General features: G+C 64.1%; 20 protein-coding genes and 1 pseudogene. 15 read left to right on the plus strand and 6 right to left on the minus strand.

Annotated features, from left to right (window positions below; all coding sequences use genetic code 11):
* Positions 1-8 precede the first annotated feature (8 nt).
* The 4 genes from CAG11_RS18580 to edd are packed head-to-tail and all read right to left on the minus strand — an operon-like array spanning position 9 to position 5,011.
* On the minus strand, positions 9-1,436 hold the full coding sequence (locus CAG11_RS18580) for an ATP-binding protein (protein ID WP_103324753.1): 1,428 nt from the start codon (positions 1,434-1,436) through the stop codon (positions 9-11).
* 31 nt (positions 1,437-1,467) lie between these two features.
* Positions 1,468-2,199, minus strand: coding sequence for a response regulator (locus CAG11_RS18585; RefSeq protein WP_085597350.1), 732 nt, complete (start codon positions 2,197-2,199; stop codon positions 1,468-1,470).
* Between the two features lie 38 nt (positions 2,200-2,237).
* Entirely contained in the window at positions 2,238-3,188 is a 951-nt protein-coding gene (locus tag CAG11_RS18590) for a glucokinase (RefSeq protein WP_085597351.1), read from the minus strand.
* Positions 3,185-5,011 (minus strand): phosphogluconate dehydratase, encoded by a 1,827-nt coding sequence (edd, locus tag CAG11_RS18595; protein ID WP_022640445.1) that lies wholly within the window; start codon positions 5,009-5,011, stop codon positions 3,185-3,187. Before edd ends, CAG11_RS18590 begins: the two co-directional genes overlap by 4 nt.
* 223 nt (positions 5,012-5,234) lie before the next feature.
* Here edd and gap point away from each other — a divergent pair, with 223 nt between their 5' ends.
* The 8 genes from gap to CAG11_RS18635 all read left to right on the plus strand — a co-directional run bounded on the left by gap (position 5,235) and on the right by CAG11_RS18635 (position 15,741).
* Positions 5,235-6,239, plus strand: a complete 1,005-nt coding sequence (gene gap / locus CAG11_RS18600; protein WP_085597352.1) for a type I glyceraldehyde-3-phosphate dehydrogenase — start codon at positions 5,235-5,237, stop codon at positions 6,237-6,239.
* Between the two features lie 137 nt (positions 6,240-6,376).
* Entirely contained in the window at positions 6,377-6,895 is a 519-nt protein-coding gene (locus CAG11_RS18605; RefSeq protein ID WP_031320365.1) for an RNA polymerase sigma factor, read from the plus strand.
* A gap of 114 nt (positions 6,896-7,009) precedes the next feature.
* Complete coding sequence (locus tag CAG11_RS18610) at positions 7,010-7,978, plus strand: FecR domain-containing protein (RefSeq protein WP_085597353.1); 969 nt, start codon at positions 7,010-7,012, stop codon at positions 7,976-7,978.
* Positions 7,979-8,102: 124 nt separating this feature from the next.
* Positions 8,103-10,718: a TonB-dependent receptor gene (locus CAG11_RS18615; RefSeq protein ID WP_085597354.1), complete on the plus strand. Its 2,616-nt coding sequence runs from the start codon at positions 8,103-8,105 to the stop codon at positions 10,716-10,718.
* A gap of 111 nt (positions 10,719-10,829) precedes the next feature.
* Complete coding sequence (locus tag CAG11_RS18620) at positions 10,830-11,438, plus strand: biliverdin-producing heme oxygenase (RefSeq protein ID WP_085597355.1); 609 nt, start codon at positions 10,830-10,832, stop codon at positions 11,436-11,438.
* A gap of 112 nt (positions 11,439-11,550) precedes the next feature.
* Positions 11,551-11,952 carry a YbaN family protein gene (locus CAG11_RS18625; RefSeq protein ID WP_085597356.1) on the plus strand — a complete coding sequence of 134 codons (402 nt, stop codon included), beginning with the start codon at positions 11,551-11,553 and terminating at the stop codon, positions 11,950-11,952.
* Between the two features lie 185 nt (positions 11,953-12,137).
* A complete protein-coding gene (locus tag CAG11_RS18630) occupies positions 12,138-14,282 on the plus strand; it encodes a methyl-accepting chemotaxis protein (protein ID WP_085597357.1) in 2,145 nt (714 codons plus the stop codon).
* Positions 14,283-14,391: 109 nt separating this feature from the next.
* Entirely contained in the window at positions 14,392-15,741 is a 1,350-nt protein-coding gene (locus CAG11_RS18635) for a CoA transferase (protein ID WP_085597358.1), read from the plus strand.
* A gap of 12 nt (positions 15,742-15,753) precedes the next feature.
* Here the strand turns inward: CAG11_RS18635 and CAG11_RS18640 are convergent.
* Both CAG11_RS18640 and arcD (CAG11_RS18645) read right to left on the minus strand, forming a co-directional pair.
* Positions 15,754-16,646 (minus strand): annotated as a pseudogene (locus CAG11_RS18640) (DNA-3-methyladenine glycosylase).
* Positions 16,643-18,070, minus strand: a complete 1,428-nt coding sequence (gene arcD / locus CAG11_RS18645; protein ID WP_022640457.1) for an arginine-ornithine antiporter — start codon at positions 18,068-18,070, stop codon at positions 16,643-16,645. The pseudogene CAG11_RS18640 and the gene arcD (CAG11_RS18645) overlap by 4 nt, the downstream one beginning before the upstream one ends.
* Before the next feature lie 452 nt (positions 18,071-18,522).
* Here arcD (CAG11_RS18645) and arcD (CAG11_RS18650) point away from each other — a divergent pair, with 452 nt between their 5' ends.
* The 7 genes from arcD (CAG11_RS18650) to gcvH all read left to right on the plus strand — a co-directional run bounded on the left by arcD (CAG11_RS18650) (position 18,523) and on the right by gcvH (position 26,250).
* Positions 18,523-19,950, plus strand: a complete 1,428-nt coding sequence (gene arcD / locus CAG11_RS18650) for an arginine-ornithine antiporter (protein ID WP_085597359.1) — start codon at positions 18,523-18,525, stop codon at positions 19,948-19,950.
* A 49-nt stretch (positions 19,951-19,999) separates the two neighbouring features.
* The gene (gene arcA / locus CAG11_RS18655) at positions 20,000-21,256 is read left to right on the plus strand and encodes an arginine deiminase (RefSeq protein ID WP_053131448.1); all 1,257 of its coding nucleotides are present in this window, start codon (positions 20,000-20,002) and stop codon (positions 21,254-21,256) included.
* Positions 21,257-21,333: 77 nt separating this feature from the next.
* The gene (locus CAG11_RS18660; RefSeq protein WP_022640460.1) at positions 21,334-22,344 is read left to right on the plus strand and encodes an ornithine carbamoyltransferase; all 1,011 of its coding nucleotides are present in this window, start codon (positions 21,334-21,336) and stop codon (positions 22,342-22,344) included.
* A gap of 62 nt (positions 22,345-22,406) precedes the next feature.
* Positions 22,407-23,336 (plus strand): carbamate kinase, encoded by a 930-nt coding sequence (arcC, locus tag CAG11_RS18665; RefSeq protein ID WP_085597360.1) that lies wholly within the window; start codon positions 22,407-22,409, stop codon positions 23,334-23,336.
* A 68-nt stretch (positions 23,337-23,404) separates the two neighbouring features.
* The gene (locus tag CAG11_RS18670) at positions 23,405-23,764 is read left to right on the plus strand and encodes a DUF5064 family protein (RefSeq protein ID WP_085597361.1); all 360 of its coding nucleotides are present in this window, start codon (positions 23,405-23,407) and stop codon (positions 23,762-23,764) included.
* Positions 23,765-23,928: 164 nt separating this feature from the next.
* On the plus strand, positions 23,929-25,437 hold the full coding sequence (locus tag CAG11_RS18675; protein WP_085597362.1) for a sigma-54-dependent transcriptional regulator: 1,509 nt from the start codon (positions 23,929-23,931) through the stop codon (positions 25,435-25,437).
* Between the two features lie 429 nt (positions 25,438-25,866).
* Positions 25,867-26,250, plus strand: coding sequence for a glycine cleavage system protein GcvH (gene gcvH, locus CAG11_RS18680; RefSeq protein WP_085597363.1), 384 nt, complete (start codon positions 25,867-25,869; stop codon positions 26,248-26,250).
* Positions 26,251-26,257: the final 7 nt, after the last annotated feature.

Consider the following 26,257-nt stretch of genomic DNA (forward strand, 5'->3'; position numbering starts at 1 on the left):
AGAGTTGTTCAGTCCGCGAAACGCGGCAGGTACAAGGTCACCCGCAGGCCACCTTCGCGCAGGTTCTGCAAGCTGACTTCCCCGCCATGGCTATGGGCGATGTTGCGCGCGATGCCCAGCCCCAGGCCGTAGCCCTGTTGCTGGCCGGCCAGGCGAAAGTGCGGCTCGAAGACCTGCTCCAGCCGCTGCTGGGGCACGCCGGGGCCCTCGTCGTCCACGTGCAGGATGAAGGCGCCGGCGTCATCCTCGATATGCAGGTGGGCGTTCTGCCCATATTTCAGGGCATTGTCGATCAGATTGCCCATGCAGCGCTTGAGCGCCAGGGGCTTGCCCGGGTAGCTGGCCAGGGCCCGTCCCTGCTGGGTCACCCGGCCATTGCCGGCGGGCGCCAGGTAAGGTTCCACCAGGCAATCGAGCACCTGGTTCAAGTCCACCGGCTCGATGTTCTCGTGGATGTCGGTGTCCTTGACGCATTGCAGTGCGCCCTTGACCAGCAGCTCCAGCTCATCGAGGTCGCGGCCGAACTTGGCTTGCAGTTGTTCGTCTTCCAGCAGCTCCACCCGCAACCGCAGGCGGGTGATGGGAGTGCGCAAGTCATGGGAGATGGCGCTGAACAGCTGGCTACGCTCGGTCAGGTAGCGGCTGATGCGCTCGCGCATGCTGTTGAAGGCCCTCGCCACCTCCACCACCTCGCTGCCGCCGCCCGGCGCCACCGGCTGCACATCGGCGCCCAGGGACAGCTCGCGGGCGGCCCGGGCCAGGCGCTTGAGGGGCCGGCTCTGCCAGTGCACCAAGAGGCCGATGAACAACAACAGGAAGCAGCTGGTCAGCAGGATGAACCACACCTGCTGCGCCGGCAGGCCCTGCTCCTCGAGGCTGGTGTAGGGCTCGGGCAGCAATGAAGCGATATACAGCCACTCGCCCGGGGCCATCTGGATCTGGGTCACCAGCACTGGCGGGTTCACCGGCTCCAGGGTCAGGGCGTAGTGGGCCCAGGACCGTGGCAGCTCGTCGAGCTTCAAGCCTCCATTGAAGATCCGCAAATCGTCGGGCCGTACGAAGGTCACGGAGATATCCGCATCGTTGCCCAGGGACTGGCGCAGCACCTGCTCCACCGCCTGCAATACCGCCTCCTTGCGCGGCGTGGCCGGCAACACCTGCATGTCCAGCGGCTTGTCGTTGAGGGTCACGACAAAACGCGTGCCGCCCATGCTGCGCAACTGATCGAGCACCAGCGGCCGATAGGCCACCGGTAGCGAACGCAGGTAACTGACGCTGGCGGTCATCGAATGGGCCAGGCTGCGGGCGCTGGTCACCAGGCCCTCGAGCTGGGTGGCGCGCAACTGCGAGACCCAGATCACGCTGGACAGGGCCTGGGCCAGCAGCACCACCAGCAGGGTCAGCAACAGCATCCGGCCCAACAGCGAACGCGGCATGGGCATCCGCTGCAGGCAGCCCTTGAGGGTTTCAGCGAGCACAGTCAGCGACCACATTGGCCGCCAGCTGGTAGCCGCTGCCGCGCACCGTGCGAATCAGCCGCGGCGGTTTTTCCGTGTCCCGCAGGCGTTGGCGCAAACGGCTGACCGCCATGTCGACGATGCGATCCAGGGGCATCAGGTCGCGGCCACGGGTGGCATTGCCGATGGTGTCGCGGTCGAGGATTTCCTGGGGATGATCGAGAAACAGCTTGAGCAGGGCGAAGTCGGCGCCGGAGAGGATCACTTCCTCGCCGTCATTGTGGAACAGGCGGTGGCTGATCACGTCCAGGCGCCACTCGTCGAAGCACAGTACTTCGCCGCCAGCCCGTTCCTGGGCGAATTGCGCGCGGCGCAACAAGGCCTTGATCCGTGCCTGCAACTCACGAGGGCTGAACGGCTTGCCCAGGTAGTCATCGGCCCCCAGCTCCAGGCCGATGACCCGGTCGGCTTCATCGGAGCTGGCGGTGAGCATGATGATCGGCACCTGGCCGCGCTTGGGGTGCTGGCGAATCCAGCGACACAGGCTGAAACCGTCTTCGTCGGGCAGCATCACGTCGAGGATCACCAGGTCGCTGGGCGCCTCGTTCAGGGCCTGGCGAAAACCCGCGCCATCGGCGGTGCTGCGCACCTGGAAACCGCAACGGCTGAGATAAGTCTCCAGCAGCTCGCGGATTTCCTGATCGTCGTCGACCAACAAGATCGACCTACTGACTGAACTCACCCATGCCGTCCTTTGTTGTTGTCATGAATGGAGGGCGATTATGCCTGTTCCAGGGCCACCCCGGCGCCGGTCAGTCCGGAATAGGGCGCGGTCACCAGCCACACCGGGATGCCCTTGAAGTAGTCGCTCATGCAGCCCTTGTCGGCAAAGCTCTTGGCGAAGCCGCTCTGGATGAAAAAATCGGCAAAACGCGGGATCACCCCACCGACGATGTACACCCCGCCCCGGCCACCGGTGGTCAGCACGTTATTGCCCGCCACCCGGCCCAGCCAGCAACTGAACTGTTCCAGTACCTCGCGGGCGATAGGGTCGCCGGCCAACCCCGCGGCAGTAATCGCCTCGGGGGTATCCAGGCGCGGCTCGTGGCCGTCCACTGCGCAGATGGCCCGGTAGACCCGGGGCAGGCCGCCGCCGCTGAGGGCGGTCTCGGCGCTGACATGGCCGATTTCGTCGTGGATGTGTTGCCAGAGCTGGGTTTCCCGGGGGCTGCTCAAGGGCAGGTCGACATGCCCACCCTCCCCTGGCAGGGCCATGTAGCGGCCATCGCCGAAGTTCAGCAGGGTGCCCACGCCCAGGCCGGTGCCCGGGCCGATCACCACCGCCGGACGCAACGGCTCGGCAACGCCCTCGCAGACCACGCGGAATTCATCCGGTTGCAGCCGGGTCATGCCCAGGGCCATGGCCGAGAAATCGTTGACCAGCAGCAAGCGCTCGACCTGCAGCGCCTGGCAGAACGCCTGGCGGCTGAGGTGCCAGTGATTGTTGGTGAAGCGGAACTCGTCGCCGCTGACCGGCCCGGCCACCGACAGGCACACCGAACCCACCGCGCCCAGGGCCAGGCCCTGTTCTTTCAGGTAGGCCTTGATGGCATCTTCCGGACAGCTGTAGTCCGCCGTGGCATGGACCTGGATCGCGTCCAGCTGTTGGTCTTTCCACAACGCGAACCGGGCGTTGGTGCCGCCGATATCACCGACCAGGGCCAGTTTCAATTCAGTGTCTCCAGGGCAGAAGTGAAGGCGCTGGCGCCCTGCTCTGCCGAGCTGAAGGCCATGCGCATGAAGGCGAAGAGTTCGCGGCCGGTGCCGACGTTGTTGCCCAAGAGGCCCTTGGCCGGCTCGCGGGCGGCGAACTGTTCGGCGTCCACCTTAAGCTCCAGGGTGCCCTTGACGCCATCCACACGAATGATGTCGCCGTCCCGCACCCGGGCCAGCGCCCCGCCGACCTGGGCTTCGGGGCTGACGTGGATGGCCGCCGGGATCTTGCCCGAGGCGCCGGACATGCGCCCGTCGGTGACCAGCGCCACCTTGAAGCCACGGTCCTGCAGCACACCAAGGAATGGAGTCATCTTGTGCAGCTCGGGCATGCCATTGGAGCGCGGGCCCTGGAAACGCATCACCGCCACGAAGTCTTTCTCCAACTGGCCGGCCTTGAAGGCGTCGGCCAGGTCCTGCTGGTCCTGGAACACCATGGCCGGAGCCTCGACGACCTGGTGCTCGGGAGCCACGGCGGAGACCTTCATCACTCCGCGCCCCAGGTTGCCTTCCATGACCCGCAGTCCGCCTTCCGGCGAGAAGGCCCGGGCCACCGGACGCAGGATGCTTTCGTCGAGGCTCTCGATCGGGCCGTCGCGCCATACCAGCTTGCCGTTGTCCAGGAATGGCTCCTGGGTATAGCGGCTCAGGCCGGGGCCAGCCACGGTGTTGACGTCTTCGTGGAGCAGCCCGGCCTCCAGCAGTTCGCGAATCAGGAACGACATGCCGCCGGCGGCCTGGAAGTGGTTGATGTCGGCCTTGCCGTTGGGATAGACGTGGGACAGGGTCGGCACAACCTCGGACAGGTCGGCCATGTCCTGCCAGGTCAGCTGGATGCCCGCAGCCTGGGCGATGGCCGGCATGTGCAGAGTGTGGTTGGTGGAGCCGCCGGTGGCGTGCAGGGCGACGATGGAGTTGACCAGGCAACGCTCGTCGACGATTTCACCAATGGGCGTGAAGGCGCCGCTCTGGCGGGTCAGGCGGGTGACCTGTTGCGCCGCCTCATGGGTCAGGGCGTCGCGCAACGGCGTGTTGGGGTTGACGAAGGACGCGCCGGGCAAATGCAGGCCCATGACCTCCATCAGCAACTGGTTGGTGTTGGCGGTGCCATAGAAGGTGCAGGTGCCCGGGCTGTGGTAGGACTTCATCTCCGATTCCAGCAGTTCTTCGCGACTGGCCTTGCCTTCGGCATAGCGCTGGCGCACATCGGCCTTCTGCTTGTTGGAGATCCCCGAGACCATGGGGCCACCGGGGACGAAAATCATCGGCAGGTGGCCGAAGCGCAGGGCTCCCATCATCAGGCCAGGGACGATCTTGTCGCAGATACCGAGCATCAGGGCGGCATCGAACATGTTGTGCGACAGCGCTACCGCCGTGGACAACGCAATGACCTCGCGGCTCGGCAGGCTCAGCTCCATCCCCGCCTCGCCCTGGGTCACGCCATCGCACATGGCCGGGGTACCACCGGCGAACTGGCCCACCGAACCGATCTCGCGCAGGGCCTTCTTGATCAACTCGGGGAAATGCTCGTAGGGCTGGTGCGCCGACAACATGTCGTTATATGACGAAACAATCGCCACGTTGGCCGCGTTCATCATCCGCAGGCTGTGCTTGTCTTCGGCGCCACAACCGGCCACCCCATGGGCGAAGTTCGCGCATTGCAGCTTGCCGCGCTGCGGACCGTCGCTGGCTGCACCGCGAATCAGGGCGAGATAGGCCTGGCGAGTGGCGCGACTACGGGCGATGAGCCGTTCGGTGACCTCAAGAACGCGGGGATGCATGTGTAGAACTCCAGGCTAACGGATGTGGCGACCTGTTTGTCTATGCTGGTCCAAAGTCCCGCCGCTGGGGGGCAGAGGAGGAAATTCCTGACCATTCGGACCAGTTGATTCAGGTCACTCGTTGTAGATAAGACAAAATACTGCCACTAAAAAGGCTTGTTTTCTATTTCTATGCGAATAATCTTGTAATTCCAACAACAAATCCTACGACAGGCGCTTACCCATGACTCTTCGAATCGCAATCAATGGTTTTGGCCGCATCGGCCGCAACGTCCTGCGCGCACTCTATACCCAAGGCTATCGCCAGGATCTGCAGGTCGTCGCCATCAACGATCTCGGAGACAGCGCTATCAATGCCCACCTGCTCAAGCACGACACTGTCCACGGCCTGTTCGACGCCGATATCCAGCATGACCAGGAGAGCCTGACCGTCAATGGCGACCGTATCGCGGTCAGCGCCATCCGCAACCCGGCCGAGCTGCCCTGGGCCGCAGAGAAGATCGACGTGGTGTTCGAATGCACCGGGCTGTTCACCGACCGGGCCAAGGCCGCTGCCCATCTTACTGCCGGCGCACGCAAAGTGATCATCTCGGCTCCGGCCAAGGGCGCCGATGCCACCGTGGTCTACGGGGTCAACCATGACATCCTGCGCCAGTCGCACCAGATCATCTCCAACGCCTCCTGCACCACCAACTGCCTGGCCCCGGTGGCCCAGGTGCTGCATCGCGAGGTGGGGATCGAGAACGGCCTGATGACCACCATCCACGCCTACACCAACGACCAGAACCTCACCGACGTCTATCACACCGACCCCTACCGCGCTCGCTCCGGCACCCAGAACATGATCCCGAGCAAGACCGGCGCAGCCGAAGCCGTAGGCCTGGTGCTGCCGGAGCTGGCCGGCAAGCTGACTGGCATGGCGGTGCGGGTGCCGGTGATCAACGTCTCCCTGGTGGACCTGACCGTGACCCTCAAGCGCGACACCAGCGCCGAGGAAGTCAACGCGCTGCTCAAGAGCGCCAGCCAGCATTCGAAGATCCTCGGCTACAACACCCTGCCGCTGGTTTCCAGCGACTTCAACCACAACCCGCTGTCGTCGATCTTCGACGCCAACCACACCAAGGTCAGCGGCGGTCGCCTGCTCAAGGTCCTGGCCTGGTACGACAACGAGTGGGGGTTCTCCAACCGCATGCTGGATAACTGCCTGGCCCTGTGCAACGCCGAATGATCGGCTGACCATCGGCCGACGGCAGAGGCTCCCGCCAGGAGATTGTCAACTGCCTGGCGGGATGGCCCACACAAGGCTTGACCACGGATGTATATGACAATCATTATCATCCGCTAAAAAATGGATCAGGCCTTGCTGTGAGTCAGACGCACTTCAACCACGTATTCCTCACTCAACGAACTTCTCTGCTGCGTACGCTGGAGCGGATGGTCAACAACCACAGCACCGCCGAAGACTTGCTGCAAGAGACCTACCTGCGCGTGACCCGGGCGCTTGCCGAGCGAACCATCACCCACCTGGAACCCTTCGTGTTCCAGACCGCCCGCAACCTGGCGCTCGACCACCTGCGGGCCCGGCGCATCCAGGACCGGACCCTGCTCGAGGACGTACCGCAGCAGGTACTGGAGAGCGTCGCGGCGCCCACCAGCAGCGCCGAGGATGCTGCCCATGCCGAACAACTGCTGGAACGCCTGAACCTCAGCCTGGGCCAGCTCAGCACCCGCCAACAACGGATCTTCATCCTCAGCCGCCTGCACGGCCAGAGCTACCAGGAGATCGCCGACGAACTGGGGGTCTCCCCGAGCACGGTACAAAAGGAACTGAAACTGATCATGGCCATCTGCATCGGTGTCGCCGAACGCCTCGAAGGCCAATGAGCCTCGACGACCAGGCAGAATGACTGCGTCGGCCCCGGGGCTTTTGCTACCCTTGCCCGGCTTTCGCTCTCTCTTGAAAAAACAGCTGCGCACAGACGTGGCCGAGGAACACCCGTGACGGACTTTCACAGCGCCGAGCCCCCCACCCCTGCCGGCCAGAATCCGAATATCCAGGCCATGGACCAGGCCCTGGACTGGCTGATCGAACTGGAACACCCGACCCAGGAACAGATAAGTCGCTTCCACCAGTGGCTGGCGGCGTCACCGCTCAACGCCCAGGCCTTCACCAAGGCCCAGGCCATCTGGGATGGTCCGCAAGTGGCACAGTCCGCCCTGGCCCTGGCCGCTCCCGCGAAGGCCTCGCCCCTGGCCCGCCTGCGCCCACATTGGAAACCGCTGGCCACCGCCGCCGTGCTGGTCCTTGGATTGTTCAGCTTCAGCAACCTGCCCCTGCGCCTGCAGGCAGACCACCTGACCCTGGTGGGCGAACGCCAGCGCCTGCAACTCGAGGACGGCTCCCGGGTGCTGCTCAACACCAACTCGGCGTTCTCCAGCGATGTCGACGAGCACCGGCGCACCGCGCGGTTGTACCAGGGCGAAGCGTTCTTCGAGATCCCGGGCAATCGCGGGCTGCCCCTGGAACTGGAGGCCGGCCCGGTACGCGCCAGCGTGCGCGATACCACCTTCGCCGTGCGCTACCTGGATGGCATCGCCCAGGTCCAGGTCCAGCGCGGGGATGTCGATCTGCGCGCCACCCAAGCCGACCAGAGCCTGCGCCTGAGCGCCGGCGAAAGCGTAAGGGTCGGCCCCCAGGGTTTCGACCAACCGGCCAAGCTCGACGCCGGCAAGGAGCTGGCCTGGGTCGAAGGTCGCCTGGTGTTCGAAAACTGCCCGCTGAGCCAGGTCCTGGCCGAGTTGCGCCGTTACTATCCAGGCTGGATCGTCAACACCAACGAACAGTTGGCCAGTGTCGCGGTGACCGGCAACTACCGCCTGGACCAGCCCCTGGACGTGGTTCGCTCCCTGGCCCACATCACCTCGGCACGAATGTCGGAGCTGCCGGCGCTGGTGATTCTCAATTGAGAACAATTATTTTTACGCGATAGCCACAGGTCGTACGTCTCGTTATAGCCAATGCAATTGATTCGCATTTTTGAATGTAAATCTGCACACCTATAAAAGATTCGTGCGACCCGGAGCGCTTTCGATGTCTTCTCGCCTCAACAGCCGATCCTCAGTTCCTCACTCCCGCCTGCATCACTGCACCCTGTCTCTGCTCACCGCGGCCATCCTGCTGGCCGGTGCCCAGGCCGCACCGGCGCTGGCCGACCAGCGTGCGGCGCCCGCCAGCCAGCGCATGGGCAACTACACCTTCGCCATTGCCCAACAACCCCTGGTATCGGCCCTCAACGCCTTCACCAGCGTCACTGGCTGGCAGGTAGGCCTGCCGGCCGAATTGGGCAAGGACGTGGTTTCTCCGGGAGTACGCGGTGCGCTGACGCCGGAGAAAGCCCTGGACCGGCTGCTGGCCGGCACCAACCTGAGCTATCGCAAGTTGGGCAACAACAACATCGTCCTGGAGAAACGCAGCAATCCCAATGCGGTGAACCTGCAACAGGTGACCATCAGCGCCACTCGCCAGGAACAGGACATCAACTCGGTACCGAGCACAGTGAGCGTGCACACCCGGGAAGAACTCGACCGCCAGAACGTCACCAACATCAAGGACCTGGTGCGCTACGAACCCGGGGTTTCGGTGGGCGGTGCCGGTCAGCGCGCCGGCATCAGCGGCTACAACATCCGCGGCATCGACAGCAATCGGATCCTGACCCAGGTCGACGGCGTCGAAGTCCCGAACCAGTTCTTCAGCGGCCCCTACGCCAAGACCAACCGCAACTACGTCGACCCGGAAATCGTCAAGCGCGTGGAAATCCTCCGCGGCCCGGCCTCGGTGCTGTACGGCAGCAACGCCATCGGCGGCGCGGTCAGCTACTACACCCTGGACCCCGACGACATCATCAAGCCCGGCCAGGACTTCGGTGCCCGCTTGAAGACCGGCTACAGCTCGGCCAATGACAGCTGGTTGAAATCCGGGACCTTTGCCGGCCGTGTAAACGAGTTCGACGGGCTGCTGCACCTGAGCCAGCGTGACGGCCACGAAACCGAATCCTATGGCGGCAACAACGGCACGGGCCTGGCGCGCACCGCCGCCAACCCGGAAGACACCCGCACCACCAATGTGCTGGCCAAGCTCGGCTGGAACTATGCAGACAATGCACGCCTGGGCCTGACCTACGAAAGATACAAGGACGATCGTGATACCGATCAGAAAAGCTCCTATGGCGGCCCCTTCGACAAAGGCAAACCTGCGATTCCCGGCAATATCCTGCCCGGAGGCATGTATCAATGGCGCAAGGGCAACGACACCCTCACCCGCGAGCGGTTCGGCCTGGAGCACAACTTCGCCCTGGACAGCCTCCTGGCGGACAACATCAAGTGGAGCCTGAACCATCAGGTCGCCAAGACCACCCAGGGCACAGAGGAGTTCTACTACCCCATTACTCGTAAGGTCCTGCGCACCCGTGAAACCAAATACGAGGAACAACAATGGGTGTTCGATGCTCAGTTGGACAAGGCGTTCGCTATCGCTGAAACCGATCACCAACTGACCTACGGCACCACGCTCAAACGCCAGAAAGTCACCGGTTCGCGTACTGGCAACGGTGTCTGCCTGAGCGTCGGTCGCGGTTGCCCGAGCGTTGGAGCCATCAGCACTGCCGACGTGCTGAACAAGTCCAGTGACTTCCCTGACCCAACCATCAACAGCTACGCGCTGTTCGCCCAGGACCAGATCAGCTGGAATGCCTGGACCTTCACCCCGGGCCTGCGCTACGACCACATCCAGCTCAAGCCACACATGACCCAGGAGTTCCTCAATGCCGTCAATCCCAAAGGTACGACCCAGGTCAATGTCGAGGAAAAGACCTGGCACCGGGTCTCGCCAAAATTCGGCCTGACCTACGCCTTCGACGAGCACTACACAGCCTATGGCCAGTATGCCGAGGGCTTCCGCACGCCGTCGGCCAAGGCGCTCTACGGGCGCTTTGAAAACCTCGCGGACGGTTATGTGGTCGAGCCCAACTCCAACCTCAAGCCGGAAACCAGCAAGGGCATCGAGACCGGCTTGCGTGGCAACTTCGCTGCCGGCTCCTTCGATGTATCGGTGTTCTACAACCAGTACCGCGACTTCATCAACGAAGATGCGATCAACCCAGGCGCGCAACAGACGGCGGTCATCCAGAGCAATAACATCAAGCGCGCCACCATCAAGGGCGCGGAGGCCAAGGGCCGCTTGAACCTGGATGCCCTCGGTGCACCCCAGGGCCTGTACAGCATCGGTTCGGTGGCCTATGCCCACGGGCGCAACAATGACAATGGCGAGCCGATCAACAGTGTCAACCCGCTCAAGGGCGTGTTCGGCCTGGGCTACGACCAGGACGACTACGGCGCGTTGCTGAGCTGGACCCTGGTCAAGCGCAAGGACCGGGTCGACAGCACCACTTTCAAGGCTCCGGATGGCGCCAGTAGCCAGTTCAAGACGCCCGGCTTCGGCATCCTCGACCTCACCGGCTTCTACAAGGTCACCGACGACCTGACCGTCAATGCCGGCCTGTACAACCTGACCGACAAGAAATACTGGAACTGGGACGACGTGCGCGGCTACGACGGTGCGGGTGAAGCTGGCGCCACGGCCCCGGCCAACCTCGACCGCCTGACCATGCCGGGCCGTAACTTCTCGGTGAACCTGGTCTGGGATATCTGACCCAGCTGCTCCTCACTGCTCTTTTTCATCAAGGGCAGTGAGGATTTTTTACTGTGTCGCGTCTTCTTGTTCGTCTAGTTATAACTGCCTCTCATTCTCAAGGACATCGGTATGACCGCCCAGGCTTGCGCCCAACCTCACCACCTGCGTTCCCAACGCCTGAACCAGATCACCCACGAGCCGCATTCCAAGCTCGATGCCCTGGTCAAGGCCCACGCGCCCTTCGAAACCCAGGGCGCCTTCGCCCGTTTCGTGGTGGCCCAGTACCTGTTCCAGTCGGAACTGGTGGAGCTGTACAACGATCCCGAGCTGATCGCGATCGTCCCTGACCTGGCCGAGCGTTGCCGCGCCGAAGCGGCCAAGGCCGACCTCGCCGACCTGGACACCGAAGTACCGGCGCCGGTTGCCGGTGCCGTGCGCAACCCGAGCAAGGCCGAGGCCCTGGGCTGGATCTTCGTTTCCGAGGGCTCCAAGCTTGGTGCCGCGTTCCTGATCAAGCGCGCCGTGGGCCTGGGCCTGAGCGAAACCTTCGGTGCCCGCCACCTGGGCGAACCGGCCGGTGGCCGTGCCGAAGGCTGGAAGACCTTCACTCGCATCCTCGACGGCCTGGAGTTCAGCGCCGAGGAAGAAGCAGCGGCGGAAAAAGGCGCCCTGGATGCCTTCAATCGCTTCACCGTGTTGCTGGAACAGGCTTACTCCAGCGCGGCACAACCGGCCTGATCCCCGCGACTGTGGCCAGGGCACGGTGGAGTGTCCTGGCCCACAGCGGTATCCTCTGCCGCGGCCCGTCTCGCGGATCAGCCGTACCACGCGTTACCTCAGCATCGACGCCATGACCCCCATTCGCCCCCCCGCTTCGAAAATCTCCCGCCTGCTGTTCGGCGCGCTGGCCTATGTCAGCCTGGCCATCGGCCTGATCGCCATCGTGGTACCGGGCCTGCCGACCACCGAGTTCATCCTGCTGGCCGCCTGGGCCGCCACCAAGAGCTCGCCGCGCCTGAGCGCCTGGATGGAGAACCATCGCCTGTTCGGGCCGATCCTGAGCAACTGGCGCAATGGCCGGATCGTCAGCCGCAAGGCCAAGGTCAGCGCCACCATCAGCATGCTGCTGTGCGCCGGCCTGATGCTGGGCCTGCTCAACCACCACTGGACCCTGTATGCCGCCATCGCCGGGATGACCCTGGGCAACCTGTGGATCTGGTCACGTCCCGAGAGCCTGGCGCAGGCCTCCTGAAGCCCCTTATCTGGCTGCTATGCCCTGTGCCTTGGGGCATTTATGTCAAGGGCATGACCGTTCGTCGGCGGCGCCTCACGCAAAGATCGCCCTAGCCGATGTTCCGGGCATGGCGCTGAAATGGACTTGGCGAGCGGAGTCATCCGACTCCGTGCTTTCCATCTGTCCTTTCGCGAGATCGCCCCATGTTCGACTCTCTCTCCATTCGCCTGAAGATCGTGCTGCTGTCCGGATTGTGCCTGCTGGGGGTCGTGGCCCTGATCGTCAGCATGAACCTGTACCAGAGCCGGCAGAACAACCAGCTGGTCAACACCTCCAGCACCCGCATGCTGACCGCCGGAGTCGAAGACCTGCTGCAGGCCAAGGCGGCCGACCAGGCGGTGCGCATCCAGAAGACCTTCGGCGAGAGCCAACTGGCGCTCAACGCCCTGGCGGACCAGGTCCGCGACCTGCGCCAGATGGCCAGCAAGCGCGGGCTGGAAGCCTCGGCCCTGCGCGAGGAACTCAACCACAGCCTCAAGACCGCCTTCGAGCGCAACGCCAAGGTGCTCGGTATCTGGCTGGCCTACGAACCCAACGCCCTGGATGGCAAGGACAACGAGTTCACCAATGATGCGGCTCGCTCGTCCAACGAGCGCGGGCGCTTCGCCACCTATTGGAGCCGCTCCGGCGGCCAGGGGCTCAATACCGTGATGACCGAGGGTGACCTGACCAGGACCACCCTCAACCTCAGCGGCACGCCCTACAACATCTGGTACACCTGCCCCCGGGACAACCGCCGCACCTGCCTGCTCGATCCTTATGCCGACACCATCGGCGAGGACAAGAAGCAGGTACTGATGACCACCATCTCCCTGCCGTTGCTGGCAGACGGCAAGGTAATCGGGGTGATGGGCATCGACATCGCCCTGGACTCGCTCCAGGCTGCCGCCGGCGAAGCCCAGCGATTCCTGTTCGATGGCGCCGGGCACATGATGATCGTCGCCGGCAGCGGCTTGCTGGCGGCGGTCGGCGCCGATGCCGGCCAGGTGGGCAAGAACATCAACGATACCCTGGGCACAGAGGGCAAGGACCTGCTCGCGGCGGTGACCGGCAACCAGGCCAAGACCCTGCAGCAAGGCGAGCTGATCCGCTCGGTCTACCCTTTCAGCCCGATCGCCGATGCCAAGCCCTGGGGCGTGACCATCGACCTGCCCCGGCAGGTGCTGCTGGCCGACTCGGTGAAGCTGCAGACACTGCTGGACGAAGCCCAGACCAGCGGCACGCTCAAGACCGTGCTGGTCGCCATCGGCGCCGGCCTGCTGGGCCTGGCCCTGATCTGGCTCAGCGCGTCGGGCGTGACCAAGCCGATCAACGGCGTGGCGCAGATGCTCAAGGCCATCGCCAGCGGCGATGGCGACCTGACCCAGCGCCTGGACTACAGCAAGAAGGACGAGCTGGGTGAGCTGGTGGGCTGGTTCAACCGCTTCCTCGACAAGCTGCAACCGACCATCGCCCAGATCAAGCAAAGCATCATCGAAGCCCGCGGCACCGCCGACCAGTCTTCGGAAATCGCCCGCCAGACCAGCGAAGGCATGCAGGTCCAGTTCCGCGAAATCGACCAGGTGGCCACTGCCTCCAACGAAATGAGCGCCACCGCCCACGAGGTCGCCAGCAGTGCGGCCAATGCCGCCCAGGCCGCCCGCGGCGCCGACCAGTCGGCCAGGGAAGGCATGACCATCATCGAACGCAGCACCCAGGACATCAGCCTGCTGGCCGACGAGGTGAGCAAGGCGGTGGGCGAAGTCGAGGCCCTGGCGGTGAGCAGCGAGCAGATCGGTTCGGTGCTGGAGGTGATCCGCAGCATCGCCGAGCAGACCAACCTGCTGGCCCTCAACGCCGCCATCGAGGCTGCCCGCGCCGGTGAAAGCGGCCGTGGTTTCGCGGTGGTGGCCGATGAAGTACGCAACCTGGCCAAGCGCACCCAGGACTCGGTGGAAGAGATTCGCGTGGTGATCGAACGCATCCAGAGCGGCACCCGCGACGTAGTGACCACCATGCATGCCAGCCAGAGCCAGGCGCAGAGCAATGCCGGGCAGATCCAGCAAGCGGTCCAGGCCCTGGGCAAGATCAGCGACGCGGTGACGGTGATCAGCGACATGAATTTGCAGATCGCCAGTGCCGCCGAAGAACAGAGCGCGGTGGCCGAAGAGGTCAACCGCAATGTCTCGGCGATCCGCAGCGTCACCGAGACCCTCACCGAACAGGCCAGCGAGTCGGCCCAGGTCAGCAGCCAGCTCAATGCCCTGGCCACCCAGCAGATGCAGCTGATGGACCAGTTCCGCGTCTGAGCCAGGCCCTTGTGACGCGGCAACCCGCGTCACAAGACCCGCGCCTGCGCCTCGACAGGCCAGGGGATTTCAGGGTGCAATGCCCTCCTCTTGTCTCAAGGAGCCGTCCATGTCCCCGCTACTGGCATCCATTCAAGCCGCCCTGGACCTGCCGCCGTCCAATCTCAACGAACAAGGCGAGGGCGCCCTGCCCTCGGCCTTCGCCGTGAGTGACCTGGCCAGCGCCAGCATCGGCGCCGCCGGGCAAGCGCTGGCCGAACTGCTGCACAGCCACACTGGCCGTCGGCCCGTTGTCAGCGTCGATCGGCGCCTGGCCTCGTTCTGGTTCGCCAGCTCGCTGCGTCCCCAGGGTTGGAACCCGCCGGCGCTCTGGGACCCGATCGCCGGCGACTATGCCACCCGCGACGGCTGGATTCGCCTGCATACCAATGCTCCCCATCATCGAGCCGTGGCCGAACACGTCCTGGGCGCCGCCAGCGACCGCGCGACCATGGCCACCCGGGTGGCCGGCTGGAACGCCCTGGAACTGGAGCAGGCCATGGTCGAGCAAGGTGGCTGCGCGGCGCAGATGCGCAGTTGGGCCCAATGGCAGGCCCACCCCCAGGGCCAGACAGTGGCCGGCGAGCCCCTGGTGCACTGGCTGCCCGGTGGCGAACCCCGGGGCAAGGCCTGGAGCGGTTGCAGCGAACGGCCACTGGCCGGGCTCAAGGTCCTGGACCTGACCCGGGTCCTGGCCGGTCCCGTGGCCAGCCGCCTGCTGGCCGGGCTCGGCGCCGACGTGCTGCGCATCGATCCGCCCTGGTGGAACGAACCGGCCGTCGAACCGGAAATGACCCTGGGCAAGCGCTGCGCCCGCCTGGACCTGCACGATCGCCAAGACCGCGCCACCTTCGAAGGCTTGCTGGCCCAGGCCGACCTGCTGCTGCATGGCTACCGCGGCGACGCCCTGGACGGCCTGGGCTATGACAGCGAGCAGCGCCAGCGCCTGGCCCCGGGCCTGATCGAGGTGAGCCTCAACGCCTACGGCTGGAGCGGTCCGTGGCGCAACCGCCGGGGGTTCGACAGCCTGGTGCAGATGAGCAGCGGGATCGCCGAGGCGGGCATGGCCTGGAAGGCTGCGCAACGCCCCACGCCATTGCCGGTCCAGGCCCTGGACCACGCCACCGGCTACCTGATGGCCGCCAGTGCCCTGCGGGCCCTGGATCCGTCCTGGCGCCACGGTGGCCAGGCGCGCCTGTCCCTGGCGCGTACCGCGCAGTTGCTGGTCGAGCATTCAGGCCAGGGGCCAGCCACCAGCGGGTTGCGCGGGGAAGATCAGGACGACCAGGGACTGGTGCTGGAGCAGACCGCCTGGGGTCCGGCCCATCGCTTGCGCGTGCCCCTGCAGATCAGCGGCACGCCGATCCAGTGGGATTGCCCGGCCGGCCCCCTGGGTGCCCATCGCGCCCGCTGGTGGTAGGCGCCTGGCTCCTCAGCTACCCAATGTCCACAGCTGCTGCGCCACATAACCGCGCCAGGGCCGCCAGGCCTCGGCCCGGGCCAGCAGTTGCCGGGCACTGGGCCGCTGGCCCTGGAGGGTGGCCATGGCATTGAGCAGGCCCACATCGGCCGCCGGGAAAGCGTCCATCTCACGCATGTGCCGCAAGGCGATGTAATGCGCCGTCCAGTCACCGATTCCTACCAGCCGCAGCAGGCCATCGAGCCCCTGCTGCAAACTGGCCTTGGGGTCGAGCAAGCCCGGATCCGCCAGCAATGCCCGGGCCACGGTGGACAAGGTCCGGCCACGGCTGGCGGGCATGCCCAGGGCAGCCAGGTCCGCCACCGCCAGGGCGGCGGGCGTGGCGAACACCTGGGTCAGGCCCGGCCAACCGGGATCGGGGAGTGCCAGTGGCTGGCCATGCACCGCCACCAGCCGAGTGGCGAGGCGGATCGCACCCGCTACCGTGATCTGCTGGCCCAGTACCGCGCGGATCGCCAGTTCGAAGCCATCCCAGGCGCCCGGTACACGCAACCCGCGATGGGCCAGCAGCAAGGGTTGCAACAGCGGGTCGGCGGCCAGCTCCTGGTGGATGCGCAGTACGTCGGCACCCAGGTCGAACTGCCGGCGCACGCGCATCACCACCTGGCCGATCAGCGACGGGGACGGTGCCGCGCCCCCAGGTTCAAGCGCAAATCCAACTGCTCGCCAGGCCCGGGGCGCAGGCTCAGGGTGCCCTGTCTCCCATCGAGCTCGAAGCTGCGAGCGTAGACACCGTCCTGCACCACCTCCAGGCCGCCGATGGCGCGCACCGCGAAGAACCCCAGCATGGCCTGCCAGTCATAGGGCCCCTGGTAGGGCAGCAAGAGCCGCTGCTGCGGGTTCATAGCGCCAGCAAACCACTGTAGAGGCCGTAGGCCGCCAGCAGCGCACCGACGATCACGGCACTGAAGATCAGCTTCTCCGGCAGGGTGAACAACGGCTCGCCCTGCTCATGCTTGGCCTTGGCGAACAGGATCACTCCCGGAGCGTAGAGCAGCGCCGAGAGCAGCAGGTACTTGACCCCGCCGGCATACAACAACCAGATGGCATAGCTCAGGGCGACCACGGCGATGCACAGATCCTTGAGGCGTTCCCCCGAGGCTTGCTCGTAGGTTTCGCCACGGCCACTGAGCAGCACCGCATAGGCCGCCGACCACAGATAGGGCACCAGGATCATCGACGACGCCAGGTAGATCAGCTTGGTGTAGGTGCCGGCGGACACCAGGGTGATCAGCAGGAATACCTGGATCATCACGTTGGTCAGCCACAGGGCGTTGACCGGTACATGGTTGGCGTTTTCCTTGCGCAAGAAGGCCGGCATGGTCCGGTCGCTCGCGGTGGCGTGGAGGATCTCCGCACACAACAGGGCCCAGGACAGCAAGGCCCCCAGCAGCGATACCGCCAGGCCGACGCTGATCAGCAAGGCGCCCCAGGGCCCGACGATATGCTCCAGCACCGCCGCCAGGGACGGATTCTGCAAACTGGCCAGCTCCGGCTGGCTCATGATCCCCAGCGACAGCACGTTGACCAGCACCAACAGCGCCAGCACGCCGAGGAAACCTATCACCGTGGCCCGCCCGACATCCGCGCGCTTCTGCGCCCGCGCCGAATACACGCTGGCTCCCTCGATGCCGATGAACACGAATACCGTGACCAGCATCATGTTGCGCACCTGGTCCAGCACTCCGCCGAAATTCGGGTTGGCGCGCCCCCAGATGTCGCGGGTGAAGATCTCCGCCTTGAAGGCCACTGCGGCGATCACGATGAACATCACCAAGGGCACGATCTTGGCCACCGTGGTCAGCTGGTTGATGAACGTGGCCTCCTTGATCCCGCGCAGTACCAAAAAATGCACGGCCCACAGCAACAGCGAGGCACAGCCGATGGCCACCGGGGTGTTGCCCTGGCCGAACACCGGGAAGAAGTAGCCCAGGGTGCTGAACAGCAGGACGAAGTAACCGACGTTGCCCAGCCAGGCGCTGATCCAGTAGCCCCAGGCCGAAGAAAAACCCATGTAGTCGCCGAAGCCAGCCTTGGCGTAGGCGTAGACCCCGGAATCCAGTTCAGGCTTGCGATTGGCCAGGGTCTGGAACACGAAGGCCAGGGTCAGCATGCCCACCGCGGTAATCGCCCAGCCGATCAGTACCGCCCCGGCGTCGGCCCGGGCCGCCATGTTCTGCGGCAGGGAAAAGATCCCGCCGCCAATCATCGAGCCCACCACCAACGCGATCAGCGCACCCAATTGAAGCTTCTGTGCCGGTTGTGACATCCCTACTCCTTATATCAGCGAGTCGCCCTGGCGATAAAATTAGACGCAATTAAATAACTTTCTAGGAATTTGATTCTGATAGTAACAGTCAATTAATCATCCTTTATTCGGGCACTCCGCGACTACCCGCCAGAACACACTGAATAACCGAGTATTTTGTTAAGAGTATGTGCCAAGTGCCATCATCACTCTCGCCTTAATTAGCAAGTGGCATGATTTGCATATTCTTTGAAAGGGTCTAGCGTCAATCGACATCGATAATGGAAGCCACCTCTTGAAAGGAGATCAAAGCCTTATGGGATGGGCCTTGCAGGACTGCATTCTACCTCTCGCTATAAGTCTTAAGTCATTCATTCACAACGAAATGCAGCAATTGACTGATCCAAGTCAGCAGTTTGGATTGGCGACAGACTTAATCTGAAGTCTCTCTTCTCCTGCATTGGAGTCATGCGATGTCTGAATCTCCCGGAAAACTAAAACTGGGCGCATTAGTCGCCTTGGTAGTGGGTTCCATGATTGGCGGGGGGATCTTTTCCCTGCCGCAGAACATGGCAGCCAGCGCCGATGTCGGGGCAGTTCTTATTGGTTGGGCAATTACTGCAGTCGGCATGTTGACATTGGCATTCGTCTTTCAAACCCTGGCCAATCGCAAACCTGACCTGGATGGCGGTGTATATGCCTACGCCAAGGCCGGATTCGGCGACTACATGGGCTTCTCCTCAGCTTGGGGCTACTGGATCAGCGCCTGGCTGGGCAACGTCGGCTACTTCGTCCTGCTGTTCAGCACCCTGGGTTACTTCTTCCCGATATTTGGGGAGGGGAACACTCCTGCTGCGGTGATCGGTGCCTCGGTCCTGCTCTGGGCGGTGCACTTTCTGGTGCTGCGCGGGATCAAGGAAGCGGCTTTCATCAACCTGGTGACCACGGTGGCCAAGGTAGTGCCGCTGCTGCTGTTCGTACTGATCGCGCTCTTCGCCTTCAAGCTGGACATCTTCACCGCTGACATCTGGGGCGTGAAGAACCCGGACCTGGGCAGCGTGATGAACCAGGTACGCAACATGATGCTGGTCACCGTCTGGGTGTTCATCGGCATCGAGGGCGCGAGCATCTTCTCTTCCCGGGCGGAAAAACGCTCCGACGTGGGCAAGGCCACCGTCATTGGCTTCATCACCGTGCTGCTGTTCCTGGTGCTGGTGAACGTGCTGTCCCTGGGGATCATGACCCAGCCGGAACTGGCCAAGCTGCAGAACCCATCCATGGCCGCGGTCCTGGAACACGTGGTGGGCCACTGGGGCGCGCTGCTGATCAGCATCGGCCTGATCATCTCGCTGGTGGGAGCGCTGCTGTCGTGGGTCCTGCTGTGCGCCGAGATCATGTTCGCCGCCGCCAAGGACCACACCATGCCGGAGTTCCTGCGCCGCGAGAACGCCAACCACGTACCGGCCAACGCCCTGTGGCTGACCAACGTCATGGTGCAGGTCTTCCTGGTCATCACCCTGTTTTCCAAGGGCACCTACCTGTCGCTGATCTACCTCGCCACCTCGATGATCCTGGTGCCGTACTTCTGGTCGGCGGCTTACGCGGTGCTCCTGGCAGTGCGTGGCGAAAGCTACGAACAAGCCCTGGCCGAGCGCAAGAAGGACCTGGTGATCGGCGCCATCGCCCTGCTCTACGCGGTGTGGCTGCTGTACGCCGGCGGGGTCAAGTACCTGCTGCTCTCGGCCCTGCTCTACGCCCCCGGCGCGGTGCTCTTCGCCAAGGCCAAGATGGAATTGCACAAACCGGTTTTCACCCGTGTCGAGAAGCTGATCTTCGCGGCCGTGCTCCTGGGCGCCGCAGCGGCGGCCTACGGCCTCTACGACGGCTTCCTGACCCTGTAGCTGCACCTGCATTACCCCCTGATTGTTTTGTCTCTGGAGGATCACAGTAATGACCACGGAAAAAGTTAAGTACGGCGTCCATTCCGAAGCCGGCAAACTGCGCAAAGTCATGGTTTGCTCCCCAGGCCTGGCCCATCAGCGGCTGACTCCGAACAACTGCGATGAACTGCTGTTCGACGACGTGCTGTGGGTGGCCCAAGCCAAGCGCGATCACTTCGACTTCGTCACCAAGATGCGCGAGCGGGATATCGATGTGCTGGAGATGCACAACCTGCTGACCGACATCGTCGCCATCCCCGAAGCCCTGGACTGGATCCTGGAGCGCAAGATCACCGCCAACACCGTTGGCCTGGGGCTGGTGGAGGAAGTCGGCTCGTGGTTGCGTAGCCTGGAGCCGCGCAAGATCGCCGAATATCTCATCGGCGGGGTCTCGGCCGATGACCTGCCCAGCAGCTTCGGCGGCAGGACCATCGAGATGTTCCGCGACTTCCTCGGCCATGCCAGCTTCATCCTGCCACCGCTGCCCAACACCCAGTTCACCCGCGATACCACCTGCTGGATCTATGGCGGCGTGACCCTCAACCCCATGTACTGGCCGGCGCGACGCCAGGAAACCCTGCTGACCACCGCCATCTACAAGTTCCACCCCGAGTTCACCAACGCCGACTTCCAGATCTGGTACGGCGACCCCGACCAGGAGCATGGCGCCTCCACCCTGGAAGGCGGTGACGTCATGCCCATTGGCAACGGCGTGGTCCTGATCGGCATGGGCGAACGCTCGTCCCACCAGGCCATTGGCCAACTGGCGCGCAACCTGTTCAAGAACAAGGCCGTGGAGCGAGTGATCGTTGCCGGCCTGCCGAAGTCCCGCGCGGCGATGCACTTGGACACCGTGTTCAGTTTCTGCGACCGCGACCTGGTCACCATCTTCCCCGAAGTGGTCAATCAGATCGTTCCTTTCACCCTGCGCCCTGACGAGAGCAAGCCCCACGGCATCGATATCCAGCGCGAGAAGACCAACTTCCTCGACACCGTGGCCGCCGCCCTCAACCTCAAGGCCCTGCGGGTCGTGGAGACCGGCGGCAACAGCTTCGCCGCCGAACGCGAGCAATGGGACGACGGCAACAACGTGGTGGCCGTGGAGCCCGGCGTGGTCATCGGCTACGACCGCAATACCTACACCAACACCCTGCTGCGCAAGGCCGGTGTGGAAGTCATCACCATCAGCGCCGGCGAACTGGGTCGCGGCCGTGGCGGCGGCCACTGCATGACCTGCCCGATCGTGCGTGACCCGATCGACTACTGAGCCTTTAGAAGACCCGCTGTCCGACCGCGCCTGCCCGGCGCCGGTCGGGCCGATCACCGAATTCGAGGAAAATCACCATGGCCTTCAATATCCACAACCGCAACCTGCTGAGCCTGGAACACCACACCCCACGCGAGCTGCGCTACCTGCTGGACCTGTCCCGCGATCTCAAGCGCGCCAAGTACACCGGCACCGAGCAACAGCACCTGAAGGGCAACAACATCGCCCTGATCTTCGAAAAGACCTCCACCCGTACCCGCTGCGCCTTCGAGGTAGCGGCCTATGACCAAGGGGCCAACGTCACCTACATCGACCCCAACTCCTCGCAGATCGGCCACAAGGAAAGCATGAAGGACACCGCCCGGGTGCTGGGGCGCATGTACGACGCCATCGAGTATCGCGGCTTCAAGCAGGAGATCGTCGAGGAACTGGCGAAGTTCGCCGGGGTGCCGGTGTTCAACGGCCTGACCGACGAATACCACCCGACCCAAATGATCGCCGACGTGCTGACCATGCGTGAGCACGCCGACAAGCCGATCCACGAGATCAGCTACGCCTACCTGGGCGATGCTCGCAACAACATGGGCAACTCGCTGCTGCTGGTGGGCGCCAAGCTCGGCATGGACGTGCGCATCTGCGCGCCCAAGGCCCTGTGGCCCCATGACGACCTGGTCGAGCGCTGCAAGAAATACGCTGAGGAAAGCGGTGCGCGCATCACCCTCACCGAAGACCCGAAAGCCGCGGTCAAGGGCGTGGACTTCATCCACACCGACGTCTGGGTCTCCATGGGCGAGCCGGTGGAAGCCTGGGCCGAGCGCATCGAGCAACTGCTGCCCTACCAGGTCAACACCCAGCTGATGAAGGCCACCGGCAACCCACGGACCAAGTTCATGCACTGCCTGCCGGCCTTCCACAACAGCGATACCAAGGTCGGCAAGCAGATCGCCGAGCAGTATCCGCACCTGGCCAACGGCATCGAAGTCACCGATGACGTGTTCGAGTCCCCGGCCTGCATCGCCTTCGAGCAGGCGGAGAACCGCATGCACACCATCAAGGCGATCCTGGTCTCGACCCTGGCCGATCTGTAATTCCCCTTCGGCACCGGCGCTGCCCAGGTAGCGCCGGCACCGGACTCTAGAAGGACTGCATTATGCGTATCGTCGTTGCATTGGGCGGTAACGCCCTGCTGCGCCGTGGTGAACCCATGACCGCGGACAACCAGCGCGCCAACATCCGCATCGCCACCGAACAGATCGCCAAGATCCATCCCGGCAACCAGCTGGTGATCGCCCACGGCAATGGTCCGCAAGTGGGACTGCTGTCGCTGCAGGCGGCGGCCTACACCCAGGTCTCGCCCTACCCGCTGGACGTGCTCGGCGCCGAGACCGAGGGCATGATCGGCTACATCATCGAACAGGAACTGGGCAACTTGCTGGACTTCGAGGTGCCCTTCGCCACCTTGCTGACCCAAGTGGAAGTGGACGCCAGGGACCCGGCGTTCAAGAACCCGACCAAGCCCATCGGCCCGGTCTACGACAAGGAAGAAGCCGAGCGCCTGGCCAAGGAAAAAGGCTGGGCCATCGCTGCGGACGGCGACAAGTTCCGCCGCGTGGTGGCGAGCCCGACACCCAAGCGCATCTTCGAGATCCGTCCGATCAAGTGGCTGCTGGAGAAAAGCAGCATCGTGATCTGCGCCGGTGGTGGCGGCATCCCGACCATGTATGGCGAGGACGGCAAGCTCCAGGGCATCGAGGCGGTGATCGACAAGGACCTGTGCTCGGCGCTGCTGGCCCGGCAACTGGAAGCCGACCTGCTGGTGATCGCCACCGACGTCAATGCGGCGTTCATCGACTTCGGCAAGCCGACCCAGAAGGCCATCGCCCAGGCCCATCCGGACGAAATCGAGAAGCTGGGCTTTGCCGCCGGCTCCATGGGGCCCAAGGTCCAGGCGGCCTGCGAATTCGCCCGGCAGACTGGAAAAGTCGCGGTGATCGGTTCACTCTCGGACATTGAAGCCATCGTCCAGGGCCAGGCCGGCACGCGCATCAGCACGGAGAAACCCGGCATCAGCTACCTGTAGACGCCCGCTGCCGGAACACGGGCAGGCCCATCGCCTGCCCCTCTTCAACGCCCAGGAGGACAACGCCTATGGCCATGTTTGAGCCCGGTCACCTGCATATCGAGCGCCATGCGCTGAACAAGGACGACTACAGCTACAACCTGTGCATCGACTATGAAGTGGCCCATGACCCCAAGGAGGGCCGGGGCATGCAATTCACCCTGCACGGCACCATCGAGGACAAGCCCCTCAAGGAACAGTTCTTCCTGGCCAAGGACCAGGCCTTCGATTTCGCCCGCCATGCCGCGCGTATCGCCCAGCAACACGGGATGCCCAAGAGCGCCAATATCTCGTCCCTGCACAAGTACTACGACGAGATGTTCGAAGATGTGCGCAAGCAACTGGACATCAAGTCCGGCGACCCGATGAACCCCGAACACCTGGAATAAGCCCCGGGCAGCTGCGAGCCTGCCGGCGCCAGTCACGCCCGGCGGTCTTGCGCACCTGCCCCGGACCTTGCTCGGCGCCGACGCCGGCCACGGCGACTTCGACTAAGCCCCGCGCCCAAGGCATACTGGCAGCCCTCCAGTGCCCCAGAACCTTCCGTCACCCCATGCGTATCCACGTCAGTTTCATCGACCGCGTCGGCATCACCCAGGAAGTGCTGGCCCTGCTCGGCGGGCGCAACCTCAACCTGGATGCGGTGGAAATGGTGCCGCCCAACGTCTACATCGACGCCCCGACCCTGAGCCCGCAAGTCCTGGATGAGCTGCGCGACGCGCTGTTCAACGTACGAGGTGTACAGGCCGTGACGGTGGTCGACATCCTCCCCGGACAACGCCGCCACCTGCAGCTCGATGCCCTGCTGGCCGCCATGACCGACCCGGTGCTGGCCCTGGACAGCGCCGGCAAGGTGCTGCTGGCCAACCCGGCGCTGGTGGCCCTGTATGGCCGTGAGCCTGCGGGGGAAAGCGTGGCCGAGCTGTTCGCCGACCCCGGCCTGCTGGCTACGCTGCTGGAACAGGGCTTTCGCCTGCCGCTGCGGGAAGTCACGGTCAATGGCCAGACCCTGTTGCTCGACGCCATGCCCATCACCGACGCCGGCGCACTGCTGACCCTGTACCAGCCCAATCGCATCGGCGAGCAGTTGTCGGCCCTGCACCACGATCATGCCGAGGGCTTCGATGCCCTGCTCGGCGAGTCGCCGGCGATCCGCACCCTCAAGGCCCGGGCGCAACGGGTCGCGGCCCTGGATGCGCCGTTGCTGATCCAGGGGGAAACCGGCACCGGCAAGGAACTGGTGGCCCGCGCCTGCCACGCCATCAGCGCTCGCCATGGCGCACCGTTCCTGGCCCTGAACTGCGCGGCGCTGCCGGAAAACCTCGCCGAGAGCGAACTGTTCGGTTATGCCCCCGGCGCCTTCACCGGGGCCCAGCGCGGGGGCAAGCCAGGGCTGATGGAGCTGGCCAACCAGGGCACGGTATTCCTCGATGAAATCGGCGAGATGTCGCCCTACCTGCAAGCCAAGCTGCTGCGCTTTCTCAATGACGGCAGCTTTCGCCGGGTCGGTGGCGACCGCGAGATCAAGGTCGATGTGCGCATCCTCAGCGCCACCCACCGCGACCTGGAGAAAATGGTCGCCGAGGGCAGCTTCCGCGAAGACCTGTTCTACCGCCTCAATGTGCTGAACATCGAAGTACCGCCATTGCGCGAACGCGGCCAGGACATCCTGTTGCTGGCCCGCTATTTCATGCAGCAGGCCTGCACCCAGATCCAGCGGCCGGTATGCCGGCTGACCCCGGGCACCTACCCGGCGCTGCTGGGCAACCGCTGGCCGGGCAACGTGCGCCAGTTGCAGAACGTGATCTTTCGCGCGGCGGCGATCTGCGACGGCAATCTGGTGGACATCGGCGACCTGGACATCGCCGGGACCTCGGTGGCGCGCCAGAACGATGCCGAGGTCGAAAGCCTGGAGCAGGCCGTGGAAGGTTTCGAGAAAGAGCTGCTGGAAAGCCTCTATGTCCACTACCCCTCGACCCGGCAGTTGGCCAACCGCCTGCAGACCTCCCACACCGCCATTGCCCATCGCCTGCGCAAGTACGGCATCCCCGGCAAGGCCTGAAGCAGGCTGCGGCGCTGCTTCTGCAAGAGCCAGGCTCGCTGGCGACAAATCCCAACCACACCGCAGCGCCTGGAGCCTGCGTAGCACCTGCGGGGTCATCGCCAGCGAAATTCGCTCCTACCAAAAACGGGCGAAAAGCGACCTCCATCTGTACTGAAAGCGCTACAGCGGAATGATTTCGCTACAGCCGCACCAACCCCCTGTTCTCCAAGGCTTTGATCCCCTTAGCCTTTTTTCCGAACTCCAGGCTGTAGCGATTTCGCTACAGTCGATCAAGTCACTTGCTCGGCCAAATAACTCAAGCCATTGATTTATAAAGAATAAATAAGAATTGGCCATGTTCTTGCTATGGATATCGCCATTCGGCTCGGCCCCACACGAGCATTCAATCGCGTCCACCAGACGAAATCTGGCCCCTGAGGAGTTTCCATGAGCGAGTTGCGTTTTACCGAAGATCACGAATGGCTGCGTGCTGAAGCCGATGGCAGCGTCACCGTTGGCATCACGGCTTTCGCGCAGAACGCCCTGGGCGATGTGGTGTTCGTGCAACTGCCCGAATTGCAGGGCTACGACAAGGGCGCCGAAGCCGCCACCGTGGAATCGGTGAAAGCTGCCAGCGGCGTATACATGCCCCTGGACGGCGAAGTGGTCGCCATCAACCCGGCCCTGGAAGACAGCCCGGAGCTGGTCAACGAAGACCCGCTGGGCGAAGGCTGGTTCTTCCGCTTCATTCCTGCCGATGCCGGCGCTGTGGGCCAACTGCTCGACCAGGACGCCTACGACCGCCTGATCAAAGCCAACGCCCAAGCCTGAGGAATCC

Origin of the sequence: Pseudomonas sp. B6(2017), from assembly GCF_002112765.1 — a bacterium.
Taxonomy (GTDB): Bacteria; Pseudomonadota; Gammaproteobacteria; order Pseudomonadales; family Pseudomonadaceae; genus Aquipseudomonas; species Aquipseudomonas piscis.